The sequence below is a fragment of the Coleofasciculus sp. B1-GNL1-01 genome (assembly GCF_040220235.1).
Lineage (GTDB): Bacteria > Cyanobacteriota > Cyanobacteriia > Cyanobacteriales > Coleofasciculaceae > Coleofasciculus.
Genome location: NZ_JAVJTO010000118.1, coordinates 72,799 through 97,643 on the forward strand (window position 1 = coordinate 72,799; position 24,845 = coordinate 97,643).

24 protein-coding genes, 1 tRNA gene and 1 other RNA gene are annotated in these 24,845 nt (G+C 44.8%); 14 read left to right on the forward strand and 12 right to left on the reverse strand.

Annotated features, from left to right (window positions below; translation table 11 throughout):
- Positions 1-78: 78 nt before the first annotated feature.
- The 9 genes from RID53_RS28755 to RID53_RS28795 all read right to left on the reverse strand — a co-directional run bounded on the left by RID53_RS28755 (position 79) and on the right by RID53_RS28795 (position 11,962).
- Positions 79-1,704: an ABC transporter permease gene (locus RID53_RS28755; RefSeq protein WP_446391353.1), complete on the reverse strand. Its 1,626-nt coding sequence runs from the start codon at positions 1,702-1,704 to the stop codon at positions 79-81.
- A gap of 120 nt (positions 1,705-1,824) precedes the next feature.
- Positions 1,825-3,408 carry a hypothetical protein gene (locus tag RID53_RS28760; protein ID WP_446391354.1) on the reverse strand — a complete coding sequence of 528 codons (1,584 nt, stop codon included), beginning with the start codon at positions 3,406-3,408 and terminating at the stop codon, positions 1,825-1,827.
- Positions 3,409-3,595: 187 nt separating this feature from the next.
- Positions 3,596-5,473, reverse strand: coding sequence for an ABC transporter permease (locus tag RID53_RS28765; protein WP_446391355.1), 1,878 nt, complete (start codon positions 5,471-5,473; stop codon positions 3,596-3,598).
- A 146-nt stretch (positions 5,474-5,619) separates the two neighbouring features.
- Positions 5,620-6,606, reverse strand: coding sequence for an ABC transporter ATP-binding protein (locus tag RID53_RS28770; protein WP_446391356.1), 987 nt, complete (start codon positions 6,604-6,606; stop codon positions 5,620-5,622).
- A 187-nt stretch (positions 6,607-6,793) separates the two neighbouring features.
- A complete protein-coding gene (locus RID53_RS28775; RefSeq protein ID WP_446391357.1) occupies positions 6,794-7,561 on the reverse strand; it encodes a PAS domain S-box protein in 768 nt (255 codons plus the stop codon).
- Between the two features lie 274 nt (positions 7,562-7,835).
- Complete coding sequence (locus tag RID53_RS28780) at positions 7,836-9,824, reverse strand: adenylate/guanylate cyclase domain-containing protein (RefSeq protein WP_446391358.1); 1,989 nt, start codon at positions 9,822-9,824, stop codon at positions 7,836-7,838.
- Positions 9,825-10,015: 191 nt separating this feature from the next.
- Positions 10,016-10,546: a Rab family GTPase gene (locus RID53_RS28785; RefSeq protein WP_446391359.1), complete on the reverse strand. Its 531-nt coding sequence runs from the start codon at positions 10,544-10,546 to the stop codon at positions 10,016-10,018.
- A 223-nt stretch (positions 10,547-10,769) separates the two neighbouring features.
- On the reverse strand, positions 10,770-11,468 hold the full coding sequence (fabG, locus tag RID53_RS28790; RefSeq protein ID WP_446391377.1) for a 3-oxoacyl-ACP reductase FabG: 699 nt from the start codon (positions 11,466-11,468) through the stop codon (positions 10,770-10,772).
- Between the two features lie 170 nt (positions 11,469-11,638).
- The gene (locus RID53_RS28795) at positions 11,639-11,962 is read right to left on the reverse strand and encodes a DUF1825 family protein (RefSeq protein ID WP_044206685.1); all 324 of its coding nucleotides are present in this window, start codon (positions 11,960-11,962) and stop codon (positions 11,639-11,641) included.
- A 262-nt stretch (positions 11,963-12,224) separates the two neighbouring features.
- Here RID53_RS28795 and RID53_RS28800 point away from each other — a divergent pair, with 262 nt between their 5' ends.
- From RID53_RS28800 to RID53_RS28820, 5 genes are all read left to right on the forward strand, one after another.
- Positions 12,225-12,620, forward strand: coding sequence for an NINE protein (locus RID53_RS28800; protein ID WP_446391378.1), 396 nt, complete (start codon positions 12,225-12,227; stop codon positions 12,618-12,620).
- A gap of 7 nt (positions 12,621-12,627) precedes the next feature.
- Positions 12,628-13,176 (forward strand): helix-hairpin-helix domain-containing protein, encoded by a 549-nt coding sequence (locus tag RID53_RS28805; RefSeq protein ID WP_446391360.1) that lies wholly within the window; start codon positions 12,628-12,630, stop codon positions 13,174-13,176.
- An 11-nt stretch (positions 13,177-13,187) separates the two neighbouring features.
- Positions 13,188-13,454: a YciI family protein gene (locus RID53_RS28810; RefSeq protein ID WP_446391361.1), complete on the forward strand. Its 267-nt coding sequence runs from the start codon at positions 13,188-13,190 to the stop codon at positions 13,452-13,454.
- 54 nt (positions 13,455-13,508) lie between these two features.
- An RNA gene (ffs, locus tag RID53_RS28815) (signal recognition particle sRNA small type) lies at positions 13,509-13,605 on the forward strand.
- A gap of 205 nt (positions 13,606-13,810) precedes the next feature.
- Positions 13,811-14,455 carry a DUF3318 domain-containing protein gene (locus RID53_RS28820; RefSeq protein WP_446350078.1) on the forward strand — a complete coding sequence of 215 codons (645 nt, stop codon included), beginning with the start codon at positions 13,811-13,813 and terminating at the stop codon, positions 14,453-14,455.
- 54 nt (positions 14,456-14,509) lie between these two features.
- Here RID53_RS28820 and RID53_RS28825 read toward each other — a convergent pair whose 3' ends face one another.
- Positions 14,510-15,292 carry a 7-carboxy-7-deazaguanine synthase QueE gene (locus RID53_RS28825; RefSeq protein WP_446391362.1) on the reverse strand — a complete coding sequence of 261 codons (783 nt, stop codon included), beginning with the start codon at positions 15,290-15,292 and terminating at the stop codon, positions 14,510-14,512.
- Positions 15,293-15,399: 107 nt separating this feature from the next.
- Between RID53_RS28825 and RID53_RS28830 the strand changes: the two genes are divergently transcribed.
- The 8 genes from RID53_RS28830 to RID53_RS28865 all read left to right on the forward strand — a co-directional run bounded on the left by RID53_RS28830 (position 15,400) and on the right by RID53_RS28865 (position 21,340).
- Positions 15,400-16,371, forward strand: a complete 972-nt coding sequence (locus RID53_RS28830) for an anti-sigma factor antagonist (RefSeq protein WP_446391363.1) — start codon at positions 15,400-15,402, stop codon at positions 16,369-16,371.
- 26 nt (positions 16,372-16,397) lie between these two features.
- Positions 16,398-16,844, forward strand: a complete 447-nt coding sequence (locus RID53_RS28835) for an ATP-binding protein (protein WP_446391364.1) — start codon at positions 16,398-16,400, stop codon at positions 16,842-16,844.
- Positions 16,845-17,065: 221 nt separating this feature from the next.
- On the forward strand, positions 17,066-18,394 hold the full coding sequence (locus tag RID53_RS28840) for a glycosyltransferase family 4 protein (protein WP_446391365.1): 1,329 nt from the start codon (positions 17,066-17,068) through the stop codon (positions 18,392-18,394).
- Between the two features lie 64 nt (positions 18,395-18,458).
- On the forward strand, positions 18,459-19,046 hold the full coding sequence (gene yqeK / locus RID53_RS28845) for a bis(5'-nucleosyl)-tetraphosphatase (symmetrical) YqeK (protein ID WP_446391366.1): 588 nt from the start codon (positions 18,459-18,461) through the stop codon (positions 19,044-19,046).
- Between the two features lie 80 nt (positions 19,047-19,126).
- Positions 19,127-19,543 carry a ribosome silencing factor gene (gene rsfS, locus RID53_RS28850; RefSeq protein ID WP_446391367.1) on the forward strand — a complete coding sequence of 139 codons (417 nt, stop codon included), beginning with the start codon at positions 19,127-19,129 and terminating at the stop codon, positions 19,541-19,543.
- Between the two features lie 14 nt (positions 19,544-19,557).
- The gene (locus RID53_RS28855; RefSeq protein ID WP_006100659.1) at positions 19,558-20,058 is read left to right on the forward strand and encodes a CGLD27 family protein; all 501 of its coding nucleotides are present in this window, start codon (positions 19,558-19,560) and stop codon (positions 20,056-20,058) included.
- Positions 20,059-20,191: 133 nt separating this feature from the next.
- Positions 20,192-21,148, forward strand: a complete 957-nt coding sequence (locus tag RID53_RS28860; RefSeq protein ID WP_446391368.1) for an asparaginase — start codon at positions 20,192-20,194, stop codon at positions 21,146-21,148.
- A 115-nt stretch (positions 21,149-21,263) separates the two neighbouring features.
- Positions 21,264-21,340: transfer RNA gene (locus tag RID53_RS28865), tRNA-Met, on the forward strand.
- A 227-nt stretch (positions 21,341-21,567) separates the two neighbouring features.
- On the opposite strand, the gene RID53_RS28870 is transcribed toward RID53_RS28865, so the two are convergent.
- Both RID53_RS28870 and RID53_RS28875 read right to left on the reverse strand, forming a co-directional pair.
- Positions 21,568-22,542 (reverse strand): LysR family transcriptional regulator, encoded by a 975-nt coding sequence (locus tag RID53_RS28870; RefSeq protein ID WP_446391369.1) that lies wholly within the window; start codon positions 22,540-22,542, stop codon positions 21,568-21,570.
- A 127-nt stretch (positions 22,543-22,669) separates the two neighbouring features.
- Positions 22,670-24,016: a TldD/PmbA family protein gene (locus RID53_RS28875; protein WP_446391370.1), complete on the reverse strand. Its 1,347-nt coding sequence runs from the start codon at positions 24,014-24,016 to the stop codon at positions 22,670-22,672.
- A gap of 195 nt (positions 24,017-24,211) precedes the next feature.
- Between RID53_RS28875 and RID53_RS28880 the strand changes: the two genes are divergently transcribed.
- Positions 24,212-24,739, forward strand: coding sequence for an FkbM family methyltransferase (locus tag RID53_RS28880; RefSeq protein WP_446391371.1), 528 nt, complete (start codon positions 24,212-24,214; stop codon positions 24,737-24,739).
- Positions 24,740-24,845: the final 106 nt, after the last annotated feature.

Here is a 24,845-nt window from a genome sequence, read left to right on the forward strand (position 1 = left end):
AAGGGGATGCTCCCACTTTGAACCCGTTTTAACGGGTTTTAGCTTTAAGCCAGAACTTTAGTTCTAGGCTTAAGGAGCTTACATCGAAGACAAAGGTAAACGCCCTGCCAAAAGCGCTTTCGTGGCAGATTCTCCAGCTAGGCGCAACTGTCGCCTTAACTGCCAATTCAACCCACCCAAGGTAATCACTTGAATCAGAAAGGCTTGCAACACCAATCCCACAGATGCATGGCGCATCACATAATCCCAAGGAAATGCTGTAAATAGCCATAACCCGCCCCAGTTTGTTCCGGGAAAAATCGATAACACACTCAACACAGTTGGTGGTAAAACAATCGCTGCGACAACTATTCCAGTTGCCCAGATTCCCCGCTTGGGCGTTTTCATCAACAGCATCAACTGCGCGATCGCGCTATAGATTAAAATCATACTCAGGCTGAGAATTAGACTGGCAAAGACTTGCAGTTTCAAGTCAATGTCCACTGAAGCTAGCCAAATCCAACCGATTAATGGGAGTGCCACAATCATACAATTCATCGCAATCGTCAATAAAGCGGGACTCTTTTCACCCCAAAGTAAATCTGCCATCAACGAAGACTTCACAGTGGAACGATTTTGATGTCGATAACGCGCCCAATCCTGTAAACTTTGACGCTGAGGAGATAGGGCAGCGATCAACCCCAAAAACAGTACCAGATTTAATCCCAGTACGATGTAGAAGTTATCAGGAAACGGATAAGAATATCCTGAAGTTGGCTCTTGCAGGGCAAAACCTAGGGTGAATGTTATCCAGCAAGCTGTGAGTAAATAGCTTTGGCGTTTACTCAGTAGCGTTGTACCCGGATTCCGAAACTGCCGATTAAAGGCTTGTCCAATCCAGTATGTCCATAAACCATAGTTAAGTAGTGCCAAGACAACAATGCTAAACCCCATCATTCCTAATGGCAGGTTAAAAAATTGCCACGCTTGAATTTTTCCTAAGTGAAAGGGAAAACTTGTATAAAGTGAATTAGTTTCATCGACAAGATAAGGAAATAACACTGATGGAGAAAACAGACTTAACCAATCGAATGAACTGTTGTTAATGGGTTTAACATTCGCCATCAACAAAAATGTAAAAACTGCCCCACTGCCTAACCACGCTTGGAACCCACTAAACCAGGAACCAAACAAGCCAAATAACAGCGCTGCACTGAAGAAAAACCCACTACTGGCGATGAGAATCACCCAGAAACTAATAATTTCTGCCAGGGGAATTTTGCCAGATAAACCTGACCACAGATGGAAAGGTAAAGCGATTGCAATTGCCAGATAAAGGAGAATGGGAACGCCTAGCAGTTTACCTAGCCAAAACTGTGATGTTGACTGAGGGCTGAGTCGGATGAAATTTAATGTACCGCGTCGTTCTTCATGACCCAGGTTAGCAATTAGCATGTAACTACCAATAACTAAGAGGGCAAAGAAAACAACCAAACTGAGAGATATGAACATGTCGCGATAGTGATCTTGCCACCAAAGCTGTATATCCAGTTCACTCAGGTGGCGACGAGGGTGATCGCCTGACCAAGACAAGAACAGCAGGAATTGACCGACTAAGGATATAATCAGTGCGATCGCGACATTCCGTCCCTTAAGACGACCTTTCACTTCCCGCAATAGCTGCGGGTTCCATTCGCCAATGCGATCGATCCAAGTTAGTCGCATAATTGAGAATCTCCTAATGGGATAAAGAGGTAAGAAGTTGTAGGTTGGGTTGAGGAACGAAACCCAACTTATCGGCTTAGCTTGAATATTGTAGGCAAACCTGACATGATTCCCTCAGCGTTAGTGGGCTTTCGCTGAATTAGGCAAAGCATTAGGATTGGCAAATAGCGGCTTTGACGCCGATTCACCGATACGTTTTAACTGACGAGTTAATTGCACAATTAATCCTGCCATTATCACCCATTGACCCAATAAACTAAACAAGACGGTGAAGACAGATGTCTGTTCCAAAATGATCCAAGGCGCACCAAATACTGACACAAGCCATAATCCCGGCAATTGTACTCCTGAAGTGGAGTCCACTTGTATGACAGATAAAATAAATAGAGGGACAAAAATCGTCATACTCAAGGTACTTCCTGCCCAAATCCACGGCTTTTTGCGTCGGATTATCAACATCAATTGAATGAGAAGGGCGTAAAATCCAATTAAATTAGCACACAGTAACAATCCCGCGATCGCTTTCACTTTATCATCGACACCGACGGGAAACCGCAGTAACCATGGGAACCAGACAATTGCTGTAATTGCTAAATTTACCGCGATCGCGACAGATGAAGGACTCTTTTCACCCCAAAGCCACTCCCGCCATGACATCTGCACATTTTTAACCGTTGAATTCTGACGTTGGAATTGCCCGTACCTTGACCAATCTAACAAACTTTGTCGTTGCGGCGAAATTGCAAAACTAACCGCTAATAAGACAACCAAGCTAAACAGAGAAATTCCAAACAGACAGCCAAATAGTGCATCTTGGCTAGTTAAAAACTGGCGGGGAAGTGACCAAAATAATCCCAATAGCCAAACTTGAACACTTCCTACTAACCCGTAACTCTGTTGTTTACTTAATAGGGTTCCATTGGGATTGCGGAACATACGATTAGTTGCTTGCCAAACCCAGTAGGCGCTAACGCTAATAGTGATTAGCATCCACAACTTTAGCTGTAAAGGTGTTTCACCCAGATTCCAAAGAAACCAAGACCAATTTCCTAAATCCCTGTAGATCAAGTTTTGCCAATCAAAATGCCAATCCAGAACACCCAGAAAAGAACTCCCTAACCACGCCCCCACTAGACTAGCTGCTAACCCTTGATAGGAGGCTTGAGTTAAGGAAGCATTGAGTAATCCTACACTATAGAACAACCCACAAGTGACCGAGATTAAAGCATAAAAACTGATGATCCAGCCTAGAGGAACCCCGGCGGCAATTCCTGCACCCAAATGTAGAGGGATAGCCAAACTTAATGCCAGGTAAACTAATATTGGTACACCGAGTATTTTTCCCCACAAAACACGCTGACTGGATTGGGGCGTGAGGCGAATAAAATTGAGCGTACCGCGCCGCTGTTCTTGCATCCAATCCGAAACCAGCAAGTAGACGCCGATAGAAAATAAAGACAGAGGCAAAATCCAATTGAGGGTTCTGAAAATCATCAGCCAGTCAAATTCCCAGACGAATTCGACACAGCGATTATTAACATAACTCGTACAGTTTTGGCTAGAAAACGATAACAAAATTAACGCTTGAATCATTAAAGACGTTGCCACAACCAGGCATCCATTGCGGAGTTGCAACCGTCCTCGAAGTTCTCGCATCAACTGGGGATTCCAGTCACCCAGTCGGTTGATCAGTGTAGAAAACATGGGGAATATCTCCAAATTAACTGTTCGTTCGTAGTTGCGCTTTAGCGCCTAAAACCTTGAGTCCTAACAACAAACGCTGAAATCATACTCTCAAGTTTAACGGGTCTTTTATCAGTTTGTAGTCAGCGATGCGATCGCTTATGGCACTAAAGTGCCGACTACGAACGAAATTTACCTTGAGTTTCATCTAACGACGACTTGAGGAATGTCCCGCTAACAAAGCTTGAGTCGCTGACTCACCCGCTTTATGTAATTGTCGTGTTAACTGCACCGTTAATAATCCCCAGATCAGACATTCGCTAAGTAATGCCAAAGCCATCATTGAGGTAGCCGCATATTCAATTCCTGCCCAAGGAAAGGAAGAAAATAGCCAGGGAATAGGATTATCAGAAGGCTCAACTCCCAAAACTAACAACAGAATTGAAGGCAAGATAAGAACAGCCCCAATCGTCCCTGTTGCCCACAGCGATCGCTTAGGTGTTTTCATCATTAAAATTAGCTGCGCTAGGGTGGCACAAATTAGAGTAATGCAGATGAAGAAAGCGACAGCTAACAAGGCTTTGAGTTTGTCGAATCCTGGTTCATTCCACAGTGAAATCCAAAGCCAAAACGGAGTTGTCGCAATCGCTAAATTAATCCCAATGGCAACAATAGCTGGACTCTTTTCCCCCCAAATTAAATCCTGAACGATTCCCCCCTGTTTGCGATTTTTCCCTTGTTGCTGACGATAACGCGCCCAATCCTGTAACACTTGGCGATGAGAGGAAAGGGCGGCAATTAAACCCAGGAATAGCACGGCATTAAAGCAGAAAATGATCCACAGATGATCAAGGAGTGAATAAGATATATAGATATCCTGCTTTTCTTGCACGGCAAATCCTAACACTAAGATTTCCACACAAGCAACTAGCCAATAACTTTGTCGTTTACTCAAGATAGCTGTATTGGGATTTTGAAACCGTCGCTTTAGGGCTTGCCAAATCCAACCTGTCCATAAGGCATAATTCACGAGGGCAAAACTGATCATACCTAATCCAGTCAAACCCACGGGAATGTTGAACCATTGTAGCATTTCTACTGAGGTGCTATAGTCCATAAATTCAGGGCTATAGTATTCTGTTTGATTGTAGAGATAGGGAAGAACAACATTAGGAGAAAATAGTTTCATCCAATCCAATGGAGTTTGAGTAATCCAAGTCCACTTATTGAACGCGATTAGCAGAAAGACCAAAACAGCGCCACCACCTAACCATGCCTGAAAACCGTTCAACCACGAACTCATTAACCCAAACAGTAGGGCGGCACTGTAGAAGAATGCACAACCTGCGATTAAAACAGCATAGAAACTGAAAATCTCTCCTAGGGGAATTTGAGCAGATAAGCCTAACCACAACTGCAAGGGAATGAGCAAAATCGCGGCAAGATAGAGTAAGATGGGAACGCCTAACAATTTGCCGAATAAAATACTCTGGGCAGATTGGGGACTAACGCGAATAAAATTAAGTGTGCCGCGACGTTCCTCTCCAGCTAAGTCAGCGATTAGCATATACGTCCCCACGATTAGCAGGATGAATAGGACAATTACACTTAGCCATGCAAACATTTGTCCATGTTGATATTGCCACCACAGAGGAATATCGATGGCATCTTGTGGGCATTTGTGGACAGTTTCAATTCTTTGTAGATGGGTGATTTTTGTCTTAACGTCCGCTATACTGCCTTTGAGTTGATTAATTTTGTCCAGATCAAAGTATTCGGCGCTACTATAGCGAAATAATTGGTCTTGTAGTGAGCGATATTGCTCCTGAAGTTGGGACAGTTTGTCCTGATTAGCGAGGAAACTATCTCGTAGTTTACAAAATATCTCGGTGCTGCGAATGTAGGGGTAAGTATCAGGACCACTCAAGCGAGTCAATTGATTCAATCCATAGAGGAACATCGCTAGATAGCCCAGTACCGATGCGCCAACTGCGATCGCGATATTCCGCCCCTTCAATCTTCCCTTCAATTCCCGCAACAGTTGCGGGTTCCAGTCTCCTAGTTTGTCTATTCCTTTGAATAGCATGAAAACAGTCTCCTAAATGGATCATTGGATATTTATTATTTGTCCTTTGTCTTGCGTGAAAACCTTGGTAAGGGCGAGTTTAGTTATATCTGGGTGATGTCAGCAACGATAATAGTAAAACCCGCCCCTACAGTTCTGAAAACGTTTTAAGAGACTTGCTGATGTCCTAGCTTTAAGAATATAGTTTCTAAGTCCTCTTGGGTACAGTGAAACTCAGTTAACGGAATTCCGGCTTCAACAAGCGATCGCAACAACATCGCACTCTCTTCTGGATTCCCGGAAAAATCAACCCGTACCTGGTTCTTTCCCGGAATCGGTTCGATTTCTTGCACTAACGGATAATTTTTCAATTCAGCCGCCAATGCGTCCATATCTCCTAAACTGGAGAGAATAATCTTCTGACGGCTAAGGCGGCGATAAAGTTCAGCGAGAGGCGCACTTTCCACCAGATAGCCGAGTTCCATAATTCCCACCGAGGTACAGAGTTCGGCTAAGTCACTCAATACATGGGACGAAATCAGAATCGTCATCCCCGCTTCTTGTAACGTTTTAATAATTTCCCGAAACTGCATCCGGGCGATCGGATCTAATCCGGAAACGGGTTCATCCAGTAGCAGCAGAATCGGTTCGTGAATAATCGTTCTCGCCAAACTCAGGCGCTGTTTCATCCCCCGCGACAGGGTAGCAATTAAACTTTTGCGCTTACTGGTAAGCTGTACCAGTTCCAACACTTCCCGCAAACGTCGAGTACGCCGGGGTTCTCGCAGGCGATAGAGTCGGGAAAAATAGTCCAGATAATCCCAAACCGTTAAATCCTCGTAAACCGGGAAATCATCGGGGAGATAACCAATGCGCTGCTTGAGTTTGGGGTTGCTTTGATCTCGCAACAAGCGATCGCCATTAATATAAATTTCACCCGTCGTCGGTTCCTCAGCGGCGGCTAACATCCGGATTAGCGTCGTTTTCCCTGCGCCATTGGGACCAATCAATCCATAGACTTCACCAGCGGCGACTTGCAAATCGATATCATTGACGGCGATATGTCGGTCAAATTGCTTCGTCAATCCATGGGTAGAAATGGCTAAGTCTTGACTTAGGGGGGGTGGGGATGGGAGAAATGTTCCTGCTTCCATAGTTGATGCTGATGGGATCTAATGTTCGCCAGTTTAACCTCTTTAAAGCCAAGGTATCTCTCATCCGGTGACACTTATGCAGTTTGGGCGGGGGATTGGGGAACAGGAAAAGCGTCCCATGAGATTAGGGAACAGGGAACAGGGAACAGTAAGAATTTGAGGCTTCTTAATATTCCTTAAATTTACTTCATCGATTGATATCACGCCCAATATAAATAATATCCTGTTCGTCTTCTAATTCGCTCTCAATTCTAGAACAGGAAAATGCCACGATAATCTTGTCTCCTGTCTTAGTCTGACAAACCACTTTAGTTGTGTTGATGCCATTGCAATAAGATCCATTTTTCTGTGCCACTAAATTTGTCACCTGAGACTCATCAATAATTAAAGATAAAGATTTGCCAATTAACTCAGAATTGTTATAGCCAAATAAGGCATTAGCCGCTTTATTGACAATTTTTATCATAGATAACGAATTGGTAACGAATAAAGCATCTCCTATATATTGAATGATTTTATCAAGATATTGACTTGATGCTGCCCAAGCATCTAATAATAAGGTCGTTTCATTTGAGCGTTGAACTAAAGTCTGTTCTAAATTCATCCGCTCAGTGACATCCTCACATAAAATAATTAGTTTATTTCCTGCCTGATAGTCTTCACTGTCATTAATAATATACATATCAAAATAGAGAAGATTACCTCGTCCAGAAAATCGTCCAATTCCTTTTAAATCAAAGTTTAACTGTCGCCCCTGAAGGATATTGCTTAAAATCTCTTCAATCCCTACAAGTTCCGGGAAACTCAGACGCACATCCTTACCGAGACTTAAATCCTGAGGACGGTCGGCGAACTGAGCGATTTTATGAGATAGTTCTAAAATATTGAATGACTCATCTACGGCTAAGTATTCAATATGACGAGAAAATAATAATTTTTTAAACAGGGGGTGCATAGGAATTTATATTACCTAGATTGGCTAATCTCTTCAGTTTTATTTTATTCCTAATATTTTTTGGTCTCAACAATTACAGCATAAAAATCACATATAGCAATTATAAAATTTCACAGGATTAATGATTTTTCATTCATTATTCTTATCCTGCTTTTATTAATCACCGCCGTAGCTGGCTACGTCTCTACCTGATCAGCGTAGAGTTTAACAGAGCTGGAAAAAAGCAAATACCTCCTCGCTTGAGTGGGTTGATTGGCTATCCGATTATAATAATTTATTTTACAGCAAGAAGAAAATAGGTAGTCATCTTGCCTTTACCCTTCACGTCAATCATACCTCGTTGCTCAAACTCAAATGTATCCTTTAATTTTTCGTAGATTGCCGCTGTTACTTGGATACGTCCGGGTATACTCTGTGACTCCATGCGGCTGGCAATGTTCACGGTATCTCCCCACAAATCATAACTGAATTTTTTTAAACCAATTACGCCAGCAACCACAGGTCCGGTGTTGATGCCAATTCGCATATTAAACGCCTGTCCCGTTTGATCCCGAAACTGGGCGATCGCGGCTTGCATATCCAGTGCCATTCGGGCGATCGCGTGGGCATGGTTGAGGGGCGATCGCGGCAATCCCCCCACCACCATGTACGCATCCCCAATGGTTTTAATCTTCTCCAATTGATGGTGTTCGCACAGTTCGTCGAAAATCGAAAAGATTTGATTGAGTAAGTTAAGCAGCGTAATCGGAGGCATTGAGGAAGAAAGTTGAGTAAACCCGACAATATCGGCAAAAAGAACCGAAACTTCAGCAAAATCCTCGGCGATGATCTGATGTTCATGTTTCAATCGCTCGGCAATCGGTTCAGGTAAAATATTCAGGAGTAACTGTTCAGATTTTTCCTGCTCTTGTCGCAATGCGGCTTCTGCCTGTTTACGCTTTATAAACTGTCCTAACTGATTACCAATTGTTACCATAACCTGCGTCAGTTCCGGATCTGGGGGTTGCACGTCATAGGAATAGAAGGTGATCACACCCAGAATTTGCTCATCGTCTTGAATTGGAAAGCCAAAAGCACTGTGTAATTCAGCAATTGGCAAGATTGGGGATAGCGATTCTGAGGTGATATCGCTAATCCATTCAGGAGAACGACTCGTCCAAATTTGACCCAGTAATCCCCCCGTAGGGGATGCGATTAATGGCTGAGTTATCGACATCGATTCTGGAATCGCACGGCTAACCCAAGTGTGTTCGCACCGCAACTGAGGTGTTATCCTATCTATCTCGCGATCGCCTATCACTTCTGAACTCCCGCCTATCACTTCTGAAACCCAAAGTTCACCCAAATCCCACGCCAACGTTTCACCAATTACAGGCAAAATTTTGGGCATAGCCTCATCGATTGTGCCTGAATTCGAGAGAATGTGGGTAATGGCATGTTGAGTTGCTATCCGCTTTTGTGTGCGCTGACGTTCAGTAATATCTCGACCAATATAAATAAAATGGGGGCTACCTTCTGTTTCCATTTGAATCGCTGAACAGGAGAAGGATACCATTATTTTATCTCCCGTTTTTTTCTGACAGACAACCTCCCAATTATTGATTGATTTTTGCTCAACACAAAGCTGCTGTTGATGTTCGGTGAGTAAGTCGTCAGCTATAGACAAAATTAAGCGAATAGAGTTGCCAACTAACTCAGATTTGTCATAGCCAAATAAATTTTGTGCCGAACGATTAACTGTTTTAATGGTTCCAGAAGGCTTCGTCACCAATAGTGCATCTGCCATAGCTGTAATAATTTGATCAATATACGCTTTCGATGCCGATAAGCGACTCAATAATAAGTTGGTTTCATTAGTGGCTTGAACTAAGGTTTGTTCTAAAACCATCCGTTCCGTGACATCTTCCAATAAAATAATTAATTGATTGTGGTTATCAGGGCTAGACGGGTCAAAAGCCAACGGATGTTTAATCACATACAAATCCATATACAGCGATTCGCCTGTCGCTGAACACCGGGTAATTCCTTTTAATTCAAAAGTATCCTGTCGTTCGTCCAGAATATCGACTAAAATGGCTTCTAACCCGATAAGTTCCGGAAATCCTAGACAGATATTTTGTCCTTGGCTAACCTGATCCGGGTCTTCGGCAAACCGCTTGACTCCCAGAGAAGTCTCCATAATTTGACCGTCTTTATCTATTAATAAATATTCCCTGTGGCGTGGTGCGAACAGGGATAGAAGTTTATTTAAACGGATACTCATATCAGCTTATTTTGGTGCTGTAAGCTGAATCGACGTCTTCGGTGCAGATTCCTATAGCAGAAGACAGGAGGCAAAGGACAGAAGGGTTTTTTACGTCGTTTCAGCGATTTAATCTGTCCTGTAAAGCCTATAGTAATGTATTTCATTGTTATACATTTGGCGATTTAGTAATACAGCCGATGAAATCTTGTTCATTCAACCATTCGCTGCGCCAGTATAAAAAAAATATCATCAACATGTTTCCCTGTTTTAGCTGATGTGGGATAGATAGCAGCGATTTTGTCCGGATAATTCAATTGGCACTTGTCTAGCAAATCTTGCTGTTGTTTTTCCGAAAGAAGATCGGCTTTATTTAACGCAACGATACCGAATCCTTTGGGATTGACGGATAAAAACGCCTGTAAGTGATCTAAAATATGATCGATTGTGACTTTCCGACTGACATCAGCTACGATTACCGCACTGGTTGCGCCTTGTAGGTACATCGGCGTCACCGTTTTAAATTTAGTATTTCCCTCCAAATCCCAGATTAGCATTTGTACCTGGAGCGTCTTTTTTGGCGTCTTGGCTTGCACTTCAACCGTTTTTCGGGAAATCTTTACCCCCACAGTGGACAAATACTTATCACTAAACTGTCGTTCTACAAAGCGACGAATTAAGCTGGTTTTACCAACACTAAAATCACCCAGCATACATATTTTTTTAGAGATCAGAGAAGTCATCCTTGTTGTGTAACTCCAATTGATAGGGAATAGAGTATAGTATATTTAGAGTTAAGCGATATAAAATAGTTCTAAAATTATTGGTTATTTGTGTTTCTTATCACTGACGAATGACCAATGATGGGCGATTAATTACCCAGATATGATCTCCAAAGAAGGGCAATTGAGTTAAGTAAAACCCGCCCTTACAACAATGTAAAGACGCGCCATGGCGCGTCTCTACTTAAATGCTGCCATAAACGGGAACAGCCGCACCGCTTACATCCTGCGCGGCGTCTGAGGCTAAGAAACAAATCACCTGGGCGATAGATTGGGGTTTCACCCACTGATTAGCATTTTCTTCCCCCATCGCTTGACGATTAGTTGGTGTGTCAATCACACTAGGGAGTACACTATTGGCGGTGATATTTGTGCCTTTGGTTTCATCCGCGATCGCTTGAGTCAGGGCGACAACGCCAGCTTTTGCTGCACAGTAGGCGGCTAACTGTCCCCCCGGTTGCACAGCCCCCCGCGATCCCACGGTAATAATGCGCCCATAATTCTGGGGCAGCATTTTCGCCAAACTGTGCTTGCACACCAAAAAGGTGGTATTTAAGTTCAGGTTAAAATCGTTTTTCCAAGCTTCATAACTGTATTCGTGGGTTTTTCCCATGGAAAAGCCACCCACTAAATGGATCAGCACATCCACCCCTTCCATATCGTCGATCATCTTGCTGACATTCGCCTCATCAGTAAGATCGGTAGGGACAAAGCTAATCCGGGCAAAATCCGCCGGGGATAGGATTTGTTTCAGGCGTTCTACATCTTGAGGATTGCGATAAGGAATGGTTACCGTTTTGGGTGTAGAGGCTAATACGGCTGGAGTCACCCCTATTCCTAGTCCGCCAGTACCGCCAGTGAGTAAAACGTGTTTGCCTTTCATTAAGTTGAACGGGTGGGTATCTTCATTTTCCACCATATCGTGATTTGAGCAGCAATTAAGCTGCCCTTACTCTATTCAAGCACGAATTGGCTTCACCTGATCGGGTGGATGTCTAGGATAGGCGGCGCAAATAATAAGGGTTTGGTAACCAAACCCCTGCGAGTCCACTTCTAAGACTGTTGTTCCAGTTCCGATTTCATCCGCTCTAACGTCATTTGCATTTGATCAAACATTTGCTGAGGCGTGATGCCAAACTGACCAAGTTGTGTATTAAGCTGCTCAACTGTCATCTGAGCCATAAAATCCTCGGATAACTCGAAGCGCTTCATAAAAATTCGATAGCGCTCCATCATCGCTTCCATCTGATCAATGAAAATTTTCTTCCCTTCTCGGTCAAATTTACCGTAGCTGCCTCCCAATTGGACAAGGGACTGATAATCTTCAAACAGTTGTTTAGCTTCTTGTTGGACTATATCTGAATCAAAAAACCCCATAGCTCTTACCCGATCAACCGAGTGGGTTGTACTGCCGTTTCCAGTCATATTCTAGTGCAGTGTTGCACTTAGAGGAAACTTCGGTTATCCGTATTGGCGATACAAGGGAGTAGAGGTGTGGGGGTGCAGGGTGCAGGGAGGAGAGGAAATTAAATTAGAGATTCCTGCCAGTAGTATTGAGCAGCATCTCTCTATCATAAAAGTATGGCGTTCCTCTTTCTTGATTGATAACGGTGTCCTTTCGTCTGGTGTTAGAACCACTATGTTAAGCAAGCCGAAAAGTCGAAAAGTCGCTTCCTTACTGGCGTTTAGTGGGGTAGTGATACCTGTTTCTGGACTGCACAAGTTTTATCTGGGGCAACCTTGGTGGGGAGTTTTGTATTTGTTGCTGTCCTGGACACCAATTCCCAGAGTGGCGAGTGCCATTGAAGGGGTATGGTATTTGTTGCAAAATTCGGAGCAATTCGACCAAAATTTTAATGGCGATTTGATCCCAACTGGGACATCAGCGCCAAGTCAAATCCCAGAGGTTGATCCGGCGCAAGTGGGTGCGATCGCGGATGCACTGCGACAACTGGACAAGCTGCGTCAGGAGGGATTGATGTCAGAATATGAGTTTGAGCAAAAGCGTCGCCAATTACTCGATCGTATCGCCTGAAAAGAAGATGGCATTGTTTGACTGGCTGTTATCGACAGAACGATTAAACCCAACCTGGCGCTCAATCCAAGCCCGGATTCAGAGCGATCCTTACTATCGGCTGCAATCGGCACAAGACATTGAGGTGGCGGTAGCATTAGGGATGAGAATTGATGTCAATCAAGCGACGGTGGATGACTGGCTAAGATTACCAGGGATATCTATTCATCAAGCGCGATCGCTGGTTGAATTGGCAAATAGTGGGGTACAGTTTTGCTGTTTGGAGGATATTGCGGCGGCGTTAAGTATCCCTGTGGCGCGGTTACAGCCGTTACAACCAATTCTCAGCTTTTGTTACTATGACGCCGAAAGTCCAGCAACACCCATGTCGATTCCGGCGAATACAGCATCCGTGGAACAACTGAGCCGAATTCCTGGGGTTGACTTGTTTGTAGCCAGAGCGATCGCCCAAAATCGGCAAGAGATGGGTAACTATCGTAATTTAGCCGACTTACAGCGACGCCTTGCCCTTCCCCCAGACCTGATATCTGAGATAATGTACTATCTGCGGTTTTGAGTAAAAAGCAAATGCCCTGGTTCGTCAAGATAGAAGAAGGCATCGTCGATAAACCTACGTTTGACCAATATGTTCCGGCTCATAAAGCCTACGTCCAAGACTTGATTGCCAAAGGACACCAAGCCAAAACAGGTTACTGGGCTGAGCGAGGGGGTGGAATGCTCCTGTTTGAGGCGAATTCAAAACAAGAGGCACAGGCGATCGTTGAGCGAGATCCGTTGGTGGCAAATCACTGTGTCAAATACCAGCTTCACGAATGGCGGATTATTGCCGAATGAAAAAATATCTCCGTGAACTGATCAATGGGGTACAAAGCTGTTATACTGATAACTGACTCGGATTCATGCAATCCCAACGCTCAAACCTTGTCAGAACCGGAAGGTAGCAGCAATACGAGATGCTTGGGATAGGCGTGAACTCCGGGTCTTCTCGTATATATATCCCTACAGTGACGCATTATTTTTCATTCATTATTTTTCCTCAGTACTCTTTTCCCTATCTTCCTCATCTCCCCCATCCCTTGCCGTATTCCGTTGAATCCTGACAGCTAGGTAAAAACAAGGCAGAGAGCGAACTCGCTATACTGCCAAATGATACCCTTATTTATTGGTTTAAGTTTCCTGGAGGCAGATCTATGACATCCTATGCAACCTCTTCTGCCAAAGCCGAGATGAGTGAACTTCGGCGTCTGAAAACCTTACTCCCCCCAGAATTGCAAAGCTGGGTCATGGTGGAAGGAACGACTGAGGTCAATCCCCCATTGTTACGCACCGAAGAAATTGGTAGCGATGAGGTGGAGGTGCAAATTGACTTAGTGAAATGGGAGCAGTTTGCCCTTGACCAACGTAATCTCCTATTTTGGCACGAAGTTGCCCGGATTCAGAATGACACGATCCCCAAAGAAGGATGGGAAATGGCAGCCCTAGCCATTGGTTTGGGAGGGGCTGTTGGGGAACTTTGGGTACAAGATGGATTGCTACTGCTGTTGGCACTTGCCCTCTGTGGTGTTTCTGGATGGAGACTCTATCAGAAAAACAACGGCGAGAAAACTCTCAAGGCAGAAATTGAGGCAGACGAAAAAGCGATCGCTCTGGCTACTCGCTTTGGTTACACTCTCCCTAACGCCTACAAGAGCCTAGGCAGTGCCTTAAAAACATTAGTTGAAGTTACACCCGGTCGCCGTCAACGTCGCCGCTACGAAGCCCGCCTAGCTGCATTGAAAAAAAGTGCGGCTAAAGCCAAAGCCGAAGCGAAAAGCAAACGGGAATCCAGAGCGTGAATTACCCAGCGCTGATCCTTTTGGGTACAGCGTGGGGCTTCTCGCCGAATCATGCTAAAGCTGACCGATCATCTTATGGGTTTGGGGGATGACGCGCACTGATTTGAGATGGCGCTTCATCAACGCTTGCCATTCTAAAACTTGAGTCGGCGTTGGCGGAGTCATTGGCGAATGATCAGATTTCGCTAGGGGCGTTACCGGTTGTAAAAACACGGGAATACTGGGGTTACACGCTGCAATTAATTCGGCGGCTAACTCCAGTTCGGCGGTGTTCGTGGTTTTGGAAATAATCAGCTTGACAAAAATCTCAACATCTGCATCGCCACAAACCTGGAGAAACTGACGATGAGCGTGCCAACAGTCTTCCCCACTTACACTCGGCAACTTCATATCCATACCGATACTATTTAAATAGGGTAGAATCTGGTCTAGTTGCTCCGGACGATGCCCACCGGTTTCCAAATAGATGGGTAACCCGGTTCGATGTCGTACTACGGGCAAGAACTCTCTTAAAAAGGGAGCCTGCAACAGGGGTTCACCCCCCGTTATGCTAATGCTTTCATGGAGTCCTGGATAATTTTGCCGCTCAACCCATGCCAGTAACTGATCAACGGTTACGGGATTAGGATGAGCTTCAAAGTCCCGATTTCCGGGGGTTTGTTCCACAGCAGCTAAATCTGGAACTGTCCAGGTATTCTGACTATCGCAAAAATGGCAGCGCAAATCACACAGAGCCAAACGGATGAATAATTGACGGATACCAACATTGAGTCCTTCCCCTTGAATGGCAGAGAACAGTTCAATGAGCCGTGCGGTGCGTCCAGTCTTAGCTGACATTTTTTTACATTGAATCAGTAAATTCCAGTGAGTTTTCGGTTAAGTTAGCAATTGTACGACACAATATTGGTCAGAAACACAGGTGCATACCAACAATACAGGTCGTTATGGGTGACTCAATGTCAGAAGCGGATTTTAAAGTAATACTATTGCACGAAACTCCCGTCATGCAACTTCCGGCTCGCCTGAGTGTGCTTGAAGCTGTGGCTTTCAAAGAAACCTTCCAGCAAGTTCTGCACAACCACCCCCTACCGCCAAAAATTCTTTTAGACTTTCGTCAAACAACTTTTATCGATAGCTGTGGGATTGGGGCATTGGTCAACAATTACAAAAATGCGACCAGTAAAGAGGTTGAACTGGTACTCACCAATGTTAGCACTCCGGTCATGGCAGTTTTGAAAATGACGGGACTCGATCAAATTCTCACCGTGGAACTCCTGTCTGAATCAAGTCAGCTCCCAGCATTACCACCCACTCACCCCTCTACCCGCTCTGGGATCAAACGCGGACTCGATATTATCGGCGCAATTGTTGGCTTAGGAATTACAGCACTGCTGTTTATTCCCATTGCTATTGCCATCAAACTTGATTCGCCAGGTCCCATCTTCTTCAATCAAATCCGTAAGGGATGGATGGGCAAAGAGTTTCGGATTTGGAAGTTCCGCTCTATGTATGTCGGTAGTCAGGATATTAGTAAGGGTAAGATTAGAGTTAAACTGTTGGATGAAAATGCCCCAGATCCCCGAGTAACGCGAGTGGGTCGGTTTTTACGGAAGACTAGCCTTGATGAACTGCCTCAATTTATCAATGTCCTGAAAGGGGAAATGAGTTTGGTGGGAACTCGACCCCCAACACCGGATGAAGTAGATTACTACGATGTCCCCGAATGGCAGCGTTTAGATGTCAAACCGGGTATGACAGGGGAGTGGCAGGTCAATGGGCGAAATCAAATCCACGAGTTTAAGGATATCATTGACCTAGATTTACGCTATCAGCATCACTGGAGCTTGATGTATGATGTCAAATTAATTATTAAAACAATTTTAGTGGTTTTTTCTAAAAATAGTGGCGCGGCTTAAAAAAATATGGGACTAGCTTTCGATTGATGCACCCTGACAAACCCATTAAACAATCGCATCTCAAGGTAGCCACAGACATCAATGCTGTTGCTGAAATTTTCGCCTGGTTTGATCGGTTAGCTTTGCGCCAATTTCCTGACCAATTTTGCAGGGATTGTAAAGTGGCACTAGACGAAGCCTTTGCCAACGTGGTTCACCACGCTCATCGCCACTTGCCTCAAACCACACCGGTTGAGCTAGAGCTGAAGATATTTGCTGACCGCTTAGAAATGCGGATTTGGGATTATGGACAACCGTTCGATTTGCAGGCTAAGTTGGACGCTTTACACCAAAAAGGCTGTAACCTTCTAGAGGAAACAGGCAGAGGATTAATTTTGATGGAGCAATTCACGGATGAACTATTTTATCAACGCTTATCTGATCAGCGCAATTGTTTATTTATGGGAAAACGACTCGTACCAGTGAGCCATTGAATTTATCCAGCCTCTAGGCTGATTGCACTTACTCTTACGATGCGGCATTCTGATAAAGGCAACTACAATAGGTAGATTCTACAATAATGGTGTTTCCTTAGCAATTGAGCCGTGCAATGTCCTTGAACATAAGCCTAGATATGCTGATTGATAGGCACTCGGCTAGTTTGGCGAAAAAATTAGCCCCAACTGGGTAAGTCCCACTTGCTTTCCTAAAATTTATGAGAATTCTGATTTATTCCTACAACTATTTTCCCGAACCCATTGGCATTGCCCCACTGATGACCGAACTCGCTGAGGGGTTAGTGAAACGAGGACATCAGGTTCGGGTGGTTACGGGTATGCCTTGGTATCCTCAAAAAGAAGTCTATAAAGACTACCAAGGCAAATTATACTGTACCGAAGTTATCAACGGTGTAGCGATTCAACGCAGTTATGTCTGGATTCGCCCTGAACCCAGTTTAATCGACCGATTATTATTGGAAGTTAGCTTTGTGGTGACGAGTTTTGTCCATGCTCTAAAGGGTAAGCGCCCCGACATCATTTTCTTGACAGCACCACCACTACCTGTTGCCGTACCCGCAGCACTCCTAGGATGGTTACACCGGGTTCCAGTGGTTCTAAATCTTCAGGATATTTTACCAGATGCTGCCGTACACCTGGAAATTCTGACCAATCCCAAGCTGATTCGCATCTTTTCCATTTTGGAAAAATTTGCCTACCGGACAGCGACCAAAATTAGTGTTATTGCTGATGGGTTTATTAAAAATTTGCAGAATAAGGGAGTTAGTGAAAGCAAAATTGAGCTGATTCCGAATTGGGTGAATGTTGATTTCATCAAACCTTTACCTAAAGAACCAAATGCATTCCGTCAAGAGCATGGACTCAACGGCAAGTTTGTGGTCATGTACTCGGGGAATATAGCGCTGAGTCAAGGCATAGAAACCGTTATCCAGGCTTCGATTCGCCTGCGCCACGTTCCCGAAATTGCCATTGTCATTGTGGGAGAAGAAAAAGCGTTAGAACGATTGCAGAAAGAAGAAGCGAAGGCGCTGGTAGAATGGCAAATTGAGATCCAAAAGAAAGCGCGATCGCTGGTGAAAGCCGAAGCTAAAGCCTTGCAACAATTACAGCTATACAAACAAACCTGTAAAGCTACCAATGTTCTCCTCCTACCGTTTCAACCTCGGGAAAAACTCCCGGAAATGCTAGCCGCCGCCGATGTGGGCTTGGTTTTGCAAAAGCATAATGTTATTGACTTTAATATGCCCTCAAAAATTCCAGTTTTGATGGCAAGCGGTCGTGCCATCATCGCCTCGGTGCCAGCCGAAGGTACAGCCGCTAGTGCCATTCAAAGAAGTGGCGGTGGTATTATTGTCAAACCCGAAAATCCCAAAAATTTAGCCGCCGAAATTCTGGATCTCTATCTCCATCCGGAAAAAGTCAAAGCTTTGGGTGAGAAAGGCAGAAAGTATGCCGAAGAAAATTATGCGTTTGACCGAGCGCTTGATCGCTATGAACAACTCTTTGCTTCCCTTCAGAAGCGTTGAGATAAAATGGATTCAATACCTATAGTATAGAGTCAATCTTAGCCTTGAGGAGTTTTGTGACCGAATGCGGGATCAGGTTTTAACCTGGCTAAACGATAATGTTCCGACAGCCCGGATGCAACACATCCTGAGGGTTGAGCAGATGTCTGTGGAATTAGCTCGACATTATCATTTAAATGTGGAGCAAGCCGCTCAAGCCGGATTGATGCATGATCTGGCTAAATACTTTAAGCCAGAGCGACTCTTGCGAATGGCTAAGGAGGGAGGTATCGATATAGATCCAATCTGTGCGGCGACTCCCCATCTGTTACATGCTGATGTCAGTGCTATCGTGGCTAAAGAGCAGTTCGCTATCCAAGAGGACGCTGTACTCAATGCGATCGCGCTGCACACGTTAGGAAATCCAGGAATGAGTGAGATGAGCTGCGTTGTGTTTTTAGCCGATAGTCTAGAACCAGGTCGTGGTGATACACCGGAGTTGGAGAATTTGCGTAAAATTGCTCGCGTTGATCTGCACAAAGCCGTTTGGCTAACCTGTGACTACTGTGTCAAGCACCTGCTCAATACTCGTCGCCTGATTCACCCCCGCATGATCTTAACTCGGAACTGGGCAGTGCAACGCTTTAGCCAAAAACCAGAATTGACTCAGTAGGTCAATGGACATAAACCGAAAAATGTTACGTTTTATAAAAAAATATCAAACTCTAACAAATGACAAATGACAAAGGACAAATGACAAAAGACCAATTTCAACGCTCATCTACCTTATTTGTCAATGAAAACCAAGACCAAAAATCTAGACCCGATCTGGCATTAACCATTGCCCAAGCTGCCGATGATCGCAAAGGTGAAAATATCGTCATCCTGCGCGTGGCAGATGTTTCCTATATTGCTGATTATTTTGTGATTGTAACAGGCTTTTCGCGGGTACAGGTGAGGGCGATTTCTCAGTCGATTGAAGATCAAGTGGAAACGACTTGGCAACGGCGTCCTCTACGAACCGAAGGACAAGCTGATGGAAGCTGGCTGCTTCAGGATTACGGTGAAGTGATTGTTCACATTATGCTGCCTCATGAACGGGAGTTCTATAATCTAGAAGCATTTTGGGGTCACGCCGAACATGTTGAATTCAATTCGCAACAATCCTAACCTGAACAAATACTATGAGGGAATCGTCCGTTTCTTTCTGTCCCGTACCGACAGAACAACAACCGATTCATGAGTACCAACAATTAAAAGACTCTTGGTTTTTCCGTTGGGCGAAGCTAGAATTGAGAAATTATGGACTCAAGCTGGCTTGGGTTTGGGGCTTAAGCTGGTTAATAGCCGGTCCAGTCGCCGCCGCTAGTTTTGCGCCGCACCAGCATCTGGTACAGTTTATTTTGGCAGGTGGCGCAGGTGCTGGCGTGTTTTTGATATTGGTGTTACTGCGACTGTACTTAGGTTGGTCTTACGTGTGCGATCGCTTATCTCAGGAAACCATCGGCTATGAAGAGTCCGGCTGGTATGATGGTCAAACCTGGACGAAGCCGCCAGAAGTCCTGAGTCGCGATCGCCTGATCGTCTCCTATCAAGTTCAGCCCATTCTGCAACGTCTGCAACGAACATTGGGCATTATCGCTATTCTGATTATAAGTGGCAGCTTGCTATGGAATCTTTCTTGATAATTTATGGTTGGGTTTTTCCTCAAAACGATTAAGTTGGTTGGTGGAAATAAACCCAACACTATTAATTTCTGTCAATATTCCCTAAACTCTTACAAATGACCAATGACCAATGACCAATGACGAATAACGAATGACAAGGGTAAAACGTAATCAAGCACCAGCGATCGAAGTCCGTTTACTCCGGGAAGGCATAGCCGAATCCGTCCACCACGCTCAAGCTGTCCTCTGTGACGAGCGAGGGCGTGTCCTATCTGTAGCGGGCAATTCAGAAACATCAACCTTTATTCGTTCGGCACTCAAACCGTTTCAGGCTCTGGCAGTTACCACAACGGGAACCCTGGAACGATATAATCTTAACGACCGGGATTTGGCAATTATTTGTAGTTCCCACCAAGGTCATCTGGAACAGGTTCGTCAGGTTTTTAAGATTCTTTGGCGCTGCGATGTTGACCCATCAGCCTTGCAATGTCCTATTCCTCCGGGCAAGCAAAGTGCCTTAGAATACAACTGCTCTGGCAAACATGCAGGTATGCTTGCTGTCTGTCGCCAACGCAATTGGTCTATTGATAGTTATTTACAGTACAATCACCCCGTTCAACGACTCGTTTTGAGCAAAGTCGCGGAATTGATGCGGATGCCACCAGAAGAGTTGATTTTGGCACACGATGACTGTGGCGCACCGACGTATTTTTTGCAACTCGCTCAAATCGCCACCCTCTTTGCTCAACTCGCTTCTGGTGACAATTTGGCAATGGAGCGAATTGTTCGGGCAATGACCCATCATCCTACCTTAGTGGCAGGAGAAGGGGCATTTGATACGGAATTAATGCGATTGACCCAAGGCGAACTGGTGAGTAAAGCGGGATCAGAAGGGGTTCAATGTATCGGTCGTGTGGGTGAAGGACTGGGTATGACAATTAAAGTCATGGATGGAGCCAAACGCGCTAAATATGCGGTAGCGATTCAGCTTTTGAAGCAAATGGGTTGGATTAGTCCCGCCGTGGCGGAAAGTTTGGCGGAAACCTTTATGCATTTCGGTGAGTTCAAGCGTCTAGAGGTGATTGGCGAACTCTCGATGAGTTTTTGAATTTTTAGGGAACAGGGAACAGGGAACAGGGAACAGGCAATAGACTCCTACTCCCTCCACTTTTTTGATCAGAGTTGCCACATTTAGAAAATAGGTGTTATGCTGTTTAAAGCGACGCGGGATAGAGCAGTCTGGTAGCTCGTCGGGCTCATAACCCGAAGGTCGGTGGTTCAAATCCGCCTCCCGCCACCAAATATAAAGGTAAGCCCTGTAAACCGTTGAGTTTACGGGGCTTTGTGTAGGGCTTGCTGCATGAGTGTAGATGGCATACCACACAAGGGTTTTAATCCATTTTTTGACCCAACAAGTGCTTTCGTTTTGATGCCTAAACGGTCAAAAACCTTGCAATGCAAGCCTAAAAGCAGCATCTTCCCCATCTTCCCCATCTTCCCCGCACCTCACCACTTATTCAGCAGCCCCTAAGGAGCGATCGCGGGAGTTATGCCCACAGTCTCTTGAACTGTTGTATGACAGGTCGGCATAAGTTCCAGCACCATGTTATAAAAGGCGCGAATCGGCGGGATTTGCAGTCGATCTTGTGTCGTGACTAACACCACTTGCCGGGTCAAGGTTTGTTTCGGGGGTGATCCATTTTCAGTAGCAGCAGCGGCAATCGAACGCACAGCCAGAGTCGGATCACCTAGGGCTTCTACCAAGGCAGATCGGGGTAACAGCGAAATTAAATGTCCCTGACGCACAACTCCCCGAAAAGCATCCAGGGAATTTAATTCTAAGCTAGCGTTAAGGGTGCCACTTTGCCGGGAGAACAAGTCTTGTACCAATCGCTGCATTCCATAGCCATCTTTAAATATCACATGGGGATAGCACGTTAGGGCATCCAAAGGCACGAGGGTATATTTTGTTAATGGATGATCGGCTGCCATTAAGACTTCGATGGGTTCGTCATACAATTGCTCCGTCACCATTTCGGCGCTAGCGGTTAAATAGCGGTTATTCATGACAATCGCTAAATCAACCAAACCATCTTTCAAGACTTTCAGGGCGCGATCGCTCCCTAATGCCGTCACCCGCAGTTGCACGTTGGGATAATCCTGACAAAAACGCTGTAAAACAGGGGGCAAATAATGGGCGCAGACGGAGTGAATCGCGGCGACACAGAGTTCAGGTTGTTTTCCCTCTAACAACTCAGCTAATTCTTGGGTAGCTGTTTTCCATTCATTGCAGATTTTACGGGCGCGAAATAAAAAGCGATCGCCTCCTAAGGTTAATGTCGCCCGAGCCGTTCGATGGAGCAAGGGTAACCCCAGTTCAGCTTCCAACGCTTGAATTTGGCGGCTAATTGTCGATTGGGTAACACCGCATTCACGGGCGGCTTGTTGAAAGCTGCCTGTCTCAGCAACGGCTAAAAAAGCTTGTAACTGCTCTAGACGCATGATGGTGTAGCGGAGATATATTAACGTGAGATTAGCTTAATCGATATCTCACCTCAACTTAGTAATACTTGATACGGCAGCTTCATCTCCGAACCGTAGGTAAGGTGGGTATTGCCCACCCTACTGTTTAGACGCTATCAGTGACGCTGCTGAAATTAAATGCCTTAACTCGTACCCCTGGCATCACCCGACCCCCGAAACGCTGTACCGTACTCAGAGCATCAATATCCCGTAACATGTCCGGCAGACTTTGGTTAAATCGCAGGTTTTTAATCGGATAAGCAATTTTCCCATCTTCAATCCAGAATGTACCATCACGGGTCATTCCTGTCACCTCTAAGGTACGTGGATTGACATAGCGCACATACCAAGCGCGATTAACCAAGATTCCCCGTTCCGTTTGAGCAATCAAATCGCTCAGGCTTTGCTCAGATCCAGACATAACGATGGGAAACAATGATCCTGTCGGTTCTTTTCCCTGCTGTTGCGCCCAGTAGCGACTATAGGATAAGGTTTTAGGCACTCCATCCTGAATAATCTCCAGGTAGTGATTGCTCAATCCATCACTAAAGCAGGTTCCTCTCTGCAACAATGGATGAGCGGGATGGCGTTGCACTTGTACCAAGGGACTAAATAGGGGTTCGCCAAGGCGATTCCCCGCAGGTTGACCTGTGTCATCGGTGCGAGACATAAATGATCGCCCTTCATCGGCGGATCGGGCATTTAAATTGAAGATCACCCAGGGGAGTAAATCCGCAAACGCCGGATTATTAAAGATGACAGGGTAAACACCCGGTTGAATTTCACGGGGATTACGGGCGGCAAACGCCCGCTCAATCAGGGGTTCAATCAGGGAATCTAGGGGTAACTGAGCAATAGCAAACGCTGTGCGCTGACTCCAACTCGATCCATTCTCAATTCGAGCGGTAAAACTCAACTCCGCCTCGGTTCCGCGATCGCAGGCGCGTAATCCCAGGGAATTTCCTACAGCTTGAGCAAAGGCTTGAGTACTCAATCGTCCAGAACCTTCCACTCCAGCTTTAGCACTCTTAGCACAGATTTGTTGTACCATTTCTCCGCGTGCTAAGGGTGATAACGTGGCTGTGGCGTCGTCAAAGGCAGGAACACGCGACTCGTAGACTTGGGGTTCAAGCAAGGGCACCCATTCTGGATCTTCGGGTGCAATCCGAGCTAATTCTTCGGATCGCTGGATGGTATCGGTAATTGCATCGGGTAAAAATTCTGTGGTGGAAGCTGATGCGCTGCGTTTACCGAAATAACTGGTAACGGTGAGAGTAAATTTATGGCGGTTAATATTCTGGCTAATTTGATTTTCTGAGAAGCGGCTGAGAGCAGATTCACTGGAACTAACGCTGACGAACACGCCTTCAGCTTGGGATTGCTGAATCACCGAATCCACTAGGGATAAGGCTTGGTCTTCGCTTACTAATGTAGAGGCTGTAGCTGGGGTCACGGCGGTTTACTCCAAGTTAAACGTTCTGCAAAAGTTAATTCCACTTAGGTTTTGGGGGGCTGGCAGTATGTCCACACTCCACGTAGATGTAGATGACCTAATTGTACAAAATCGTGAGTCAGAGAACACACTTAAGCAATTCAGTGGTAAGATGTAGCCTATCAGAGTTTCTCTTGAGTTAAAATGAAACATTACATGAAAACCATCTTTCACAGGTTAGGTCGCAAAATATATAAAACACAAACTAGATACTTACCAGTCGGTCTGGATTTGGTAGCCGATATCAATAAAATATATCCAAATTTAGGGCAAATCAAGACGATTTTTGATGTTGGAGCTAATATTGGTCAGACAGCACGCCATTTTTACAAGAGTTTTCCTAATGCAAATATCCTGTCATTTGAACCTATTAAAGAAACTTTTGACGAGTTACATTATAATACAGAAAAATTAAATAGAGTTAGCTGCTTCAACCACGCCCTTGGTAATATTAATGAATCTAGAAAAATTTATCTCAAAGAAAAATCTAATTTGAATTCATTGGTAGAAGATATTATGCCGATATCAGAAAATTATGATATTGTAAATGTAAAAACTATTGATGAGTTTTGCGAGAATAATGACATTGAAAATATAGATATACTAAAAACAGATACAGAAGGTTGGGATCTTAATGTTATTCAAGGAGCTATAGCAGCCCTAAATAGGTCGCAACAGATATAATAGTAATAATACATCCCTAGGAAAAGGACACAAAATGAACATTATAGATGAATTAGCTAATTTTATCAATCAGACAAAAGAGTCCAAAGAAATTAAGAGGGCTTTG

What these genes read in the sequence shown, in the direction of transcription:
- RID53_RS28830 (WP_446391363.1), top strand. Translation starts at nt 15,400, where the DNA reads ATGGGTGACTCAATGTCAGAAGCGGATTTTAAAGTAATACTATTGCAC.
- RID53_RS28755 (WP_446391353.1), bottom strand. Translation starts at nt 1,704, where the DNA reads ATGCGACTAACTTGGATCGATCGCATTGGCGAATGGAACCCGCAGCTA.
- RID53_RS28760 (WP_446391354.1), bottom strand. Translation starts at nt 3,408, where the DNA reads ATGTTTTCTACACTGATCAACCGACTGGGTGACTGGAATCCCCAGTTG.
- RID53_RS28810 (WP_446391361.1), top strand. Translation starts at nt 13,188, where the DNA reads ATGCCCTGGTTCGTCAAGATAGAAGAAGGCATCGTCGATAAACCTACG.
- RID53_RS28775 (WP_446391357.1), bottom strand. Translation starts at nt 7,561, where the DNA reads ATGCACCCCCTGTTTAAAAAATTATTATTTTCTCGTCATATTGAATAC.
- RID53_RS28800 (WP_446391378.1), top strand. Translation starts at nt 12,225, where the DNA reads ATGTTAAGCAAGCCGAAAAGTCGAAAAGTCGCTTCCTTACTGGCGTTT.
- RID53_RS28785 (WP_446391359.1), bottom strand. Translation starts at nt 10,546, where the DNA reads ATGACTTCTCTGATCTCTAAAAAAATATGTATGCTGGGTGATTTTAGT.
- RID53_RS28855 (WP_006100659.1), top strand. Translation starts at nt 19,558, where the DNA reads ATGAGGGAATCGTCCGTTTCTTTCTGTCCCGTACCGACAGAACAACAA.
- RID53_RS28770 (WP_446391356.1), bottom strand. Translation starts at nt 6,606, where the DNA reads ATGGAAGCAGGAACATTTCTCCCATCCCCACCCCCCCTAAGTCAAGAC.
- RID53_RS28870 (WP_446391369.1), bottom strand. Translation starts at nt 22,542, where the DNA reads ATGCGTCTAGAGCAGTTACAAGCTTTTTTAGCCGTTGCTGAGACAGGC.
- rsfS (WP_446391367.1), top strand. Translation starts at nt 19,127, where the DNA reads ATGACAAAAGACCAATTTCAACGCTCATCTACCTTATTTGTCAATGAA.
- RID53_RS28825 (WP_446391362.1), bottom strand. Translation starts at nt 15,292, where the DNA reads ATGTCAGCTAAGACTGGACGCACCGCACGGCTCATTGAACTGTTCTCT.
- yqeK (WP_446391366.1), top strand. Translation starts at nt 18,459, where the DNA reads ATGCGGGATCAGGTTTTAACCTGGCTAAACGATAATGTTCCGACAGCC.
- fabG (WP_446391377.1), bottom strand. Translation starts at nt 11,468, where the DNA reads ATGAAAGGCAAACACGTTTTACTCACTGGCGGTACTGGCGGACTAGGA.
- RID53_RS28880 (WP_446391371.1), top strand. Translation starts at nt 24,212, where the DNA reads ATGAAAACCATCTTTCACAGGTTAGGTCGCAAAATATATAAAACACAA.
- RID53_RS28820 (WP_446350078.1), top strand. Translation starts at nt 13,811, where the DNA reads ATGACATCCTATGCAACCTCTTCTGCCAAAGCCGAGATGAGTGAACTT.
- RID53_RS28840 (WP_446391365.1), top strand. Translation starts at nt 17,066, where the DNA reads ATGAGAATTCTGATTTATTCCTACAACTATTTTCCCGAACCCATTGGC.
- RID53_RS28805 (WP_446391360.1), top strand. Translation starts at nt 12,628, where the DNA reads ATGGCATTGTTTGACTGGCTGTTATCGACAGAACGATTAAACCCAACC.
- RID53_RS28835 (WP_446391364.1), top strand. Translation starts at nt 16,398, where the DNA reads ATGCACCCTGACAAACCCATTAAACAATCGCATCTCAAGGTAGCCACA.
- RID53_RS28780 (WP_446391358.1), bottom strand. Translation starts at nt 9,824, where the DNA reads ATGAGTATCCGTTTAAATAAACTTCTATCCCTGTTCGCACCACGCCAC.
- RID53_RS28765 (WP_446391355.1), bottom strand. Translation starts at nt 5,473, where the DNA reads ATGCTATTCAAAGGAATAGACAAACTAGGAGACTGGAACCCGCAACTG.
- RID53_RS28795 (WP_044206685.1), bottom strand. Translation starts at nt 11,962, where the DNA reads ATGGGGTTTTTTGATTCAGATATAGTCCAACAAGAAGCTAAACAACTG.
- RID53_RS28860 (WP_446391368.1), top strand. Translation starts at nt 20,192, where the DNA reads ATGACAAGGGTAAAACGTAATCAAGCACCAGCGATCGAAGTCCGTTTA.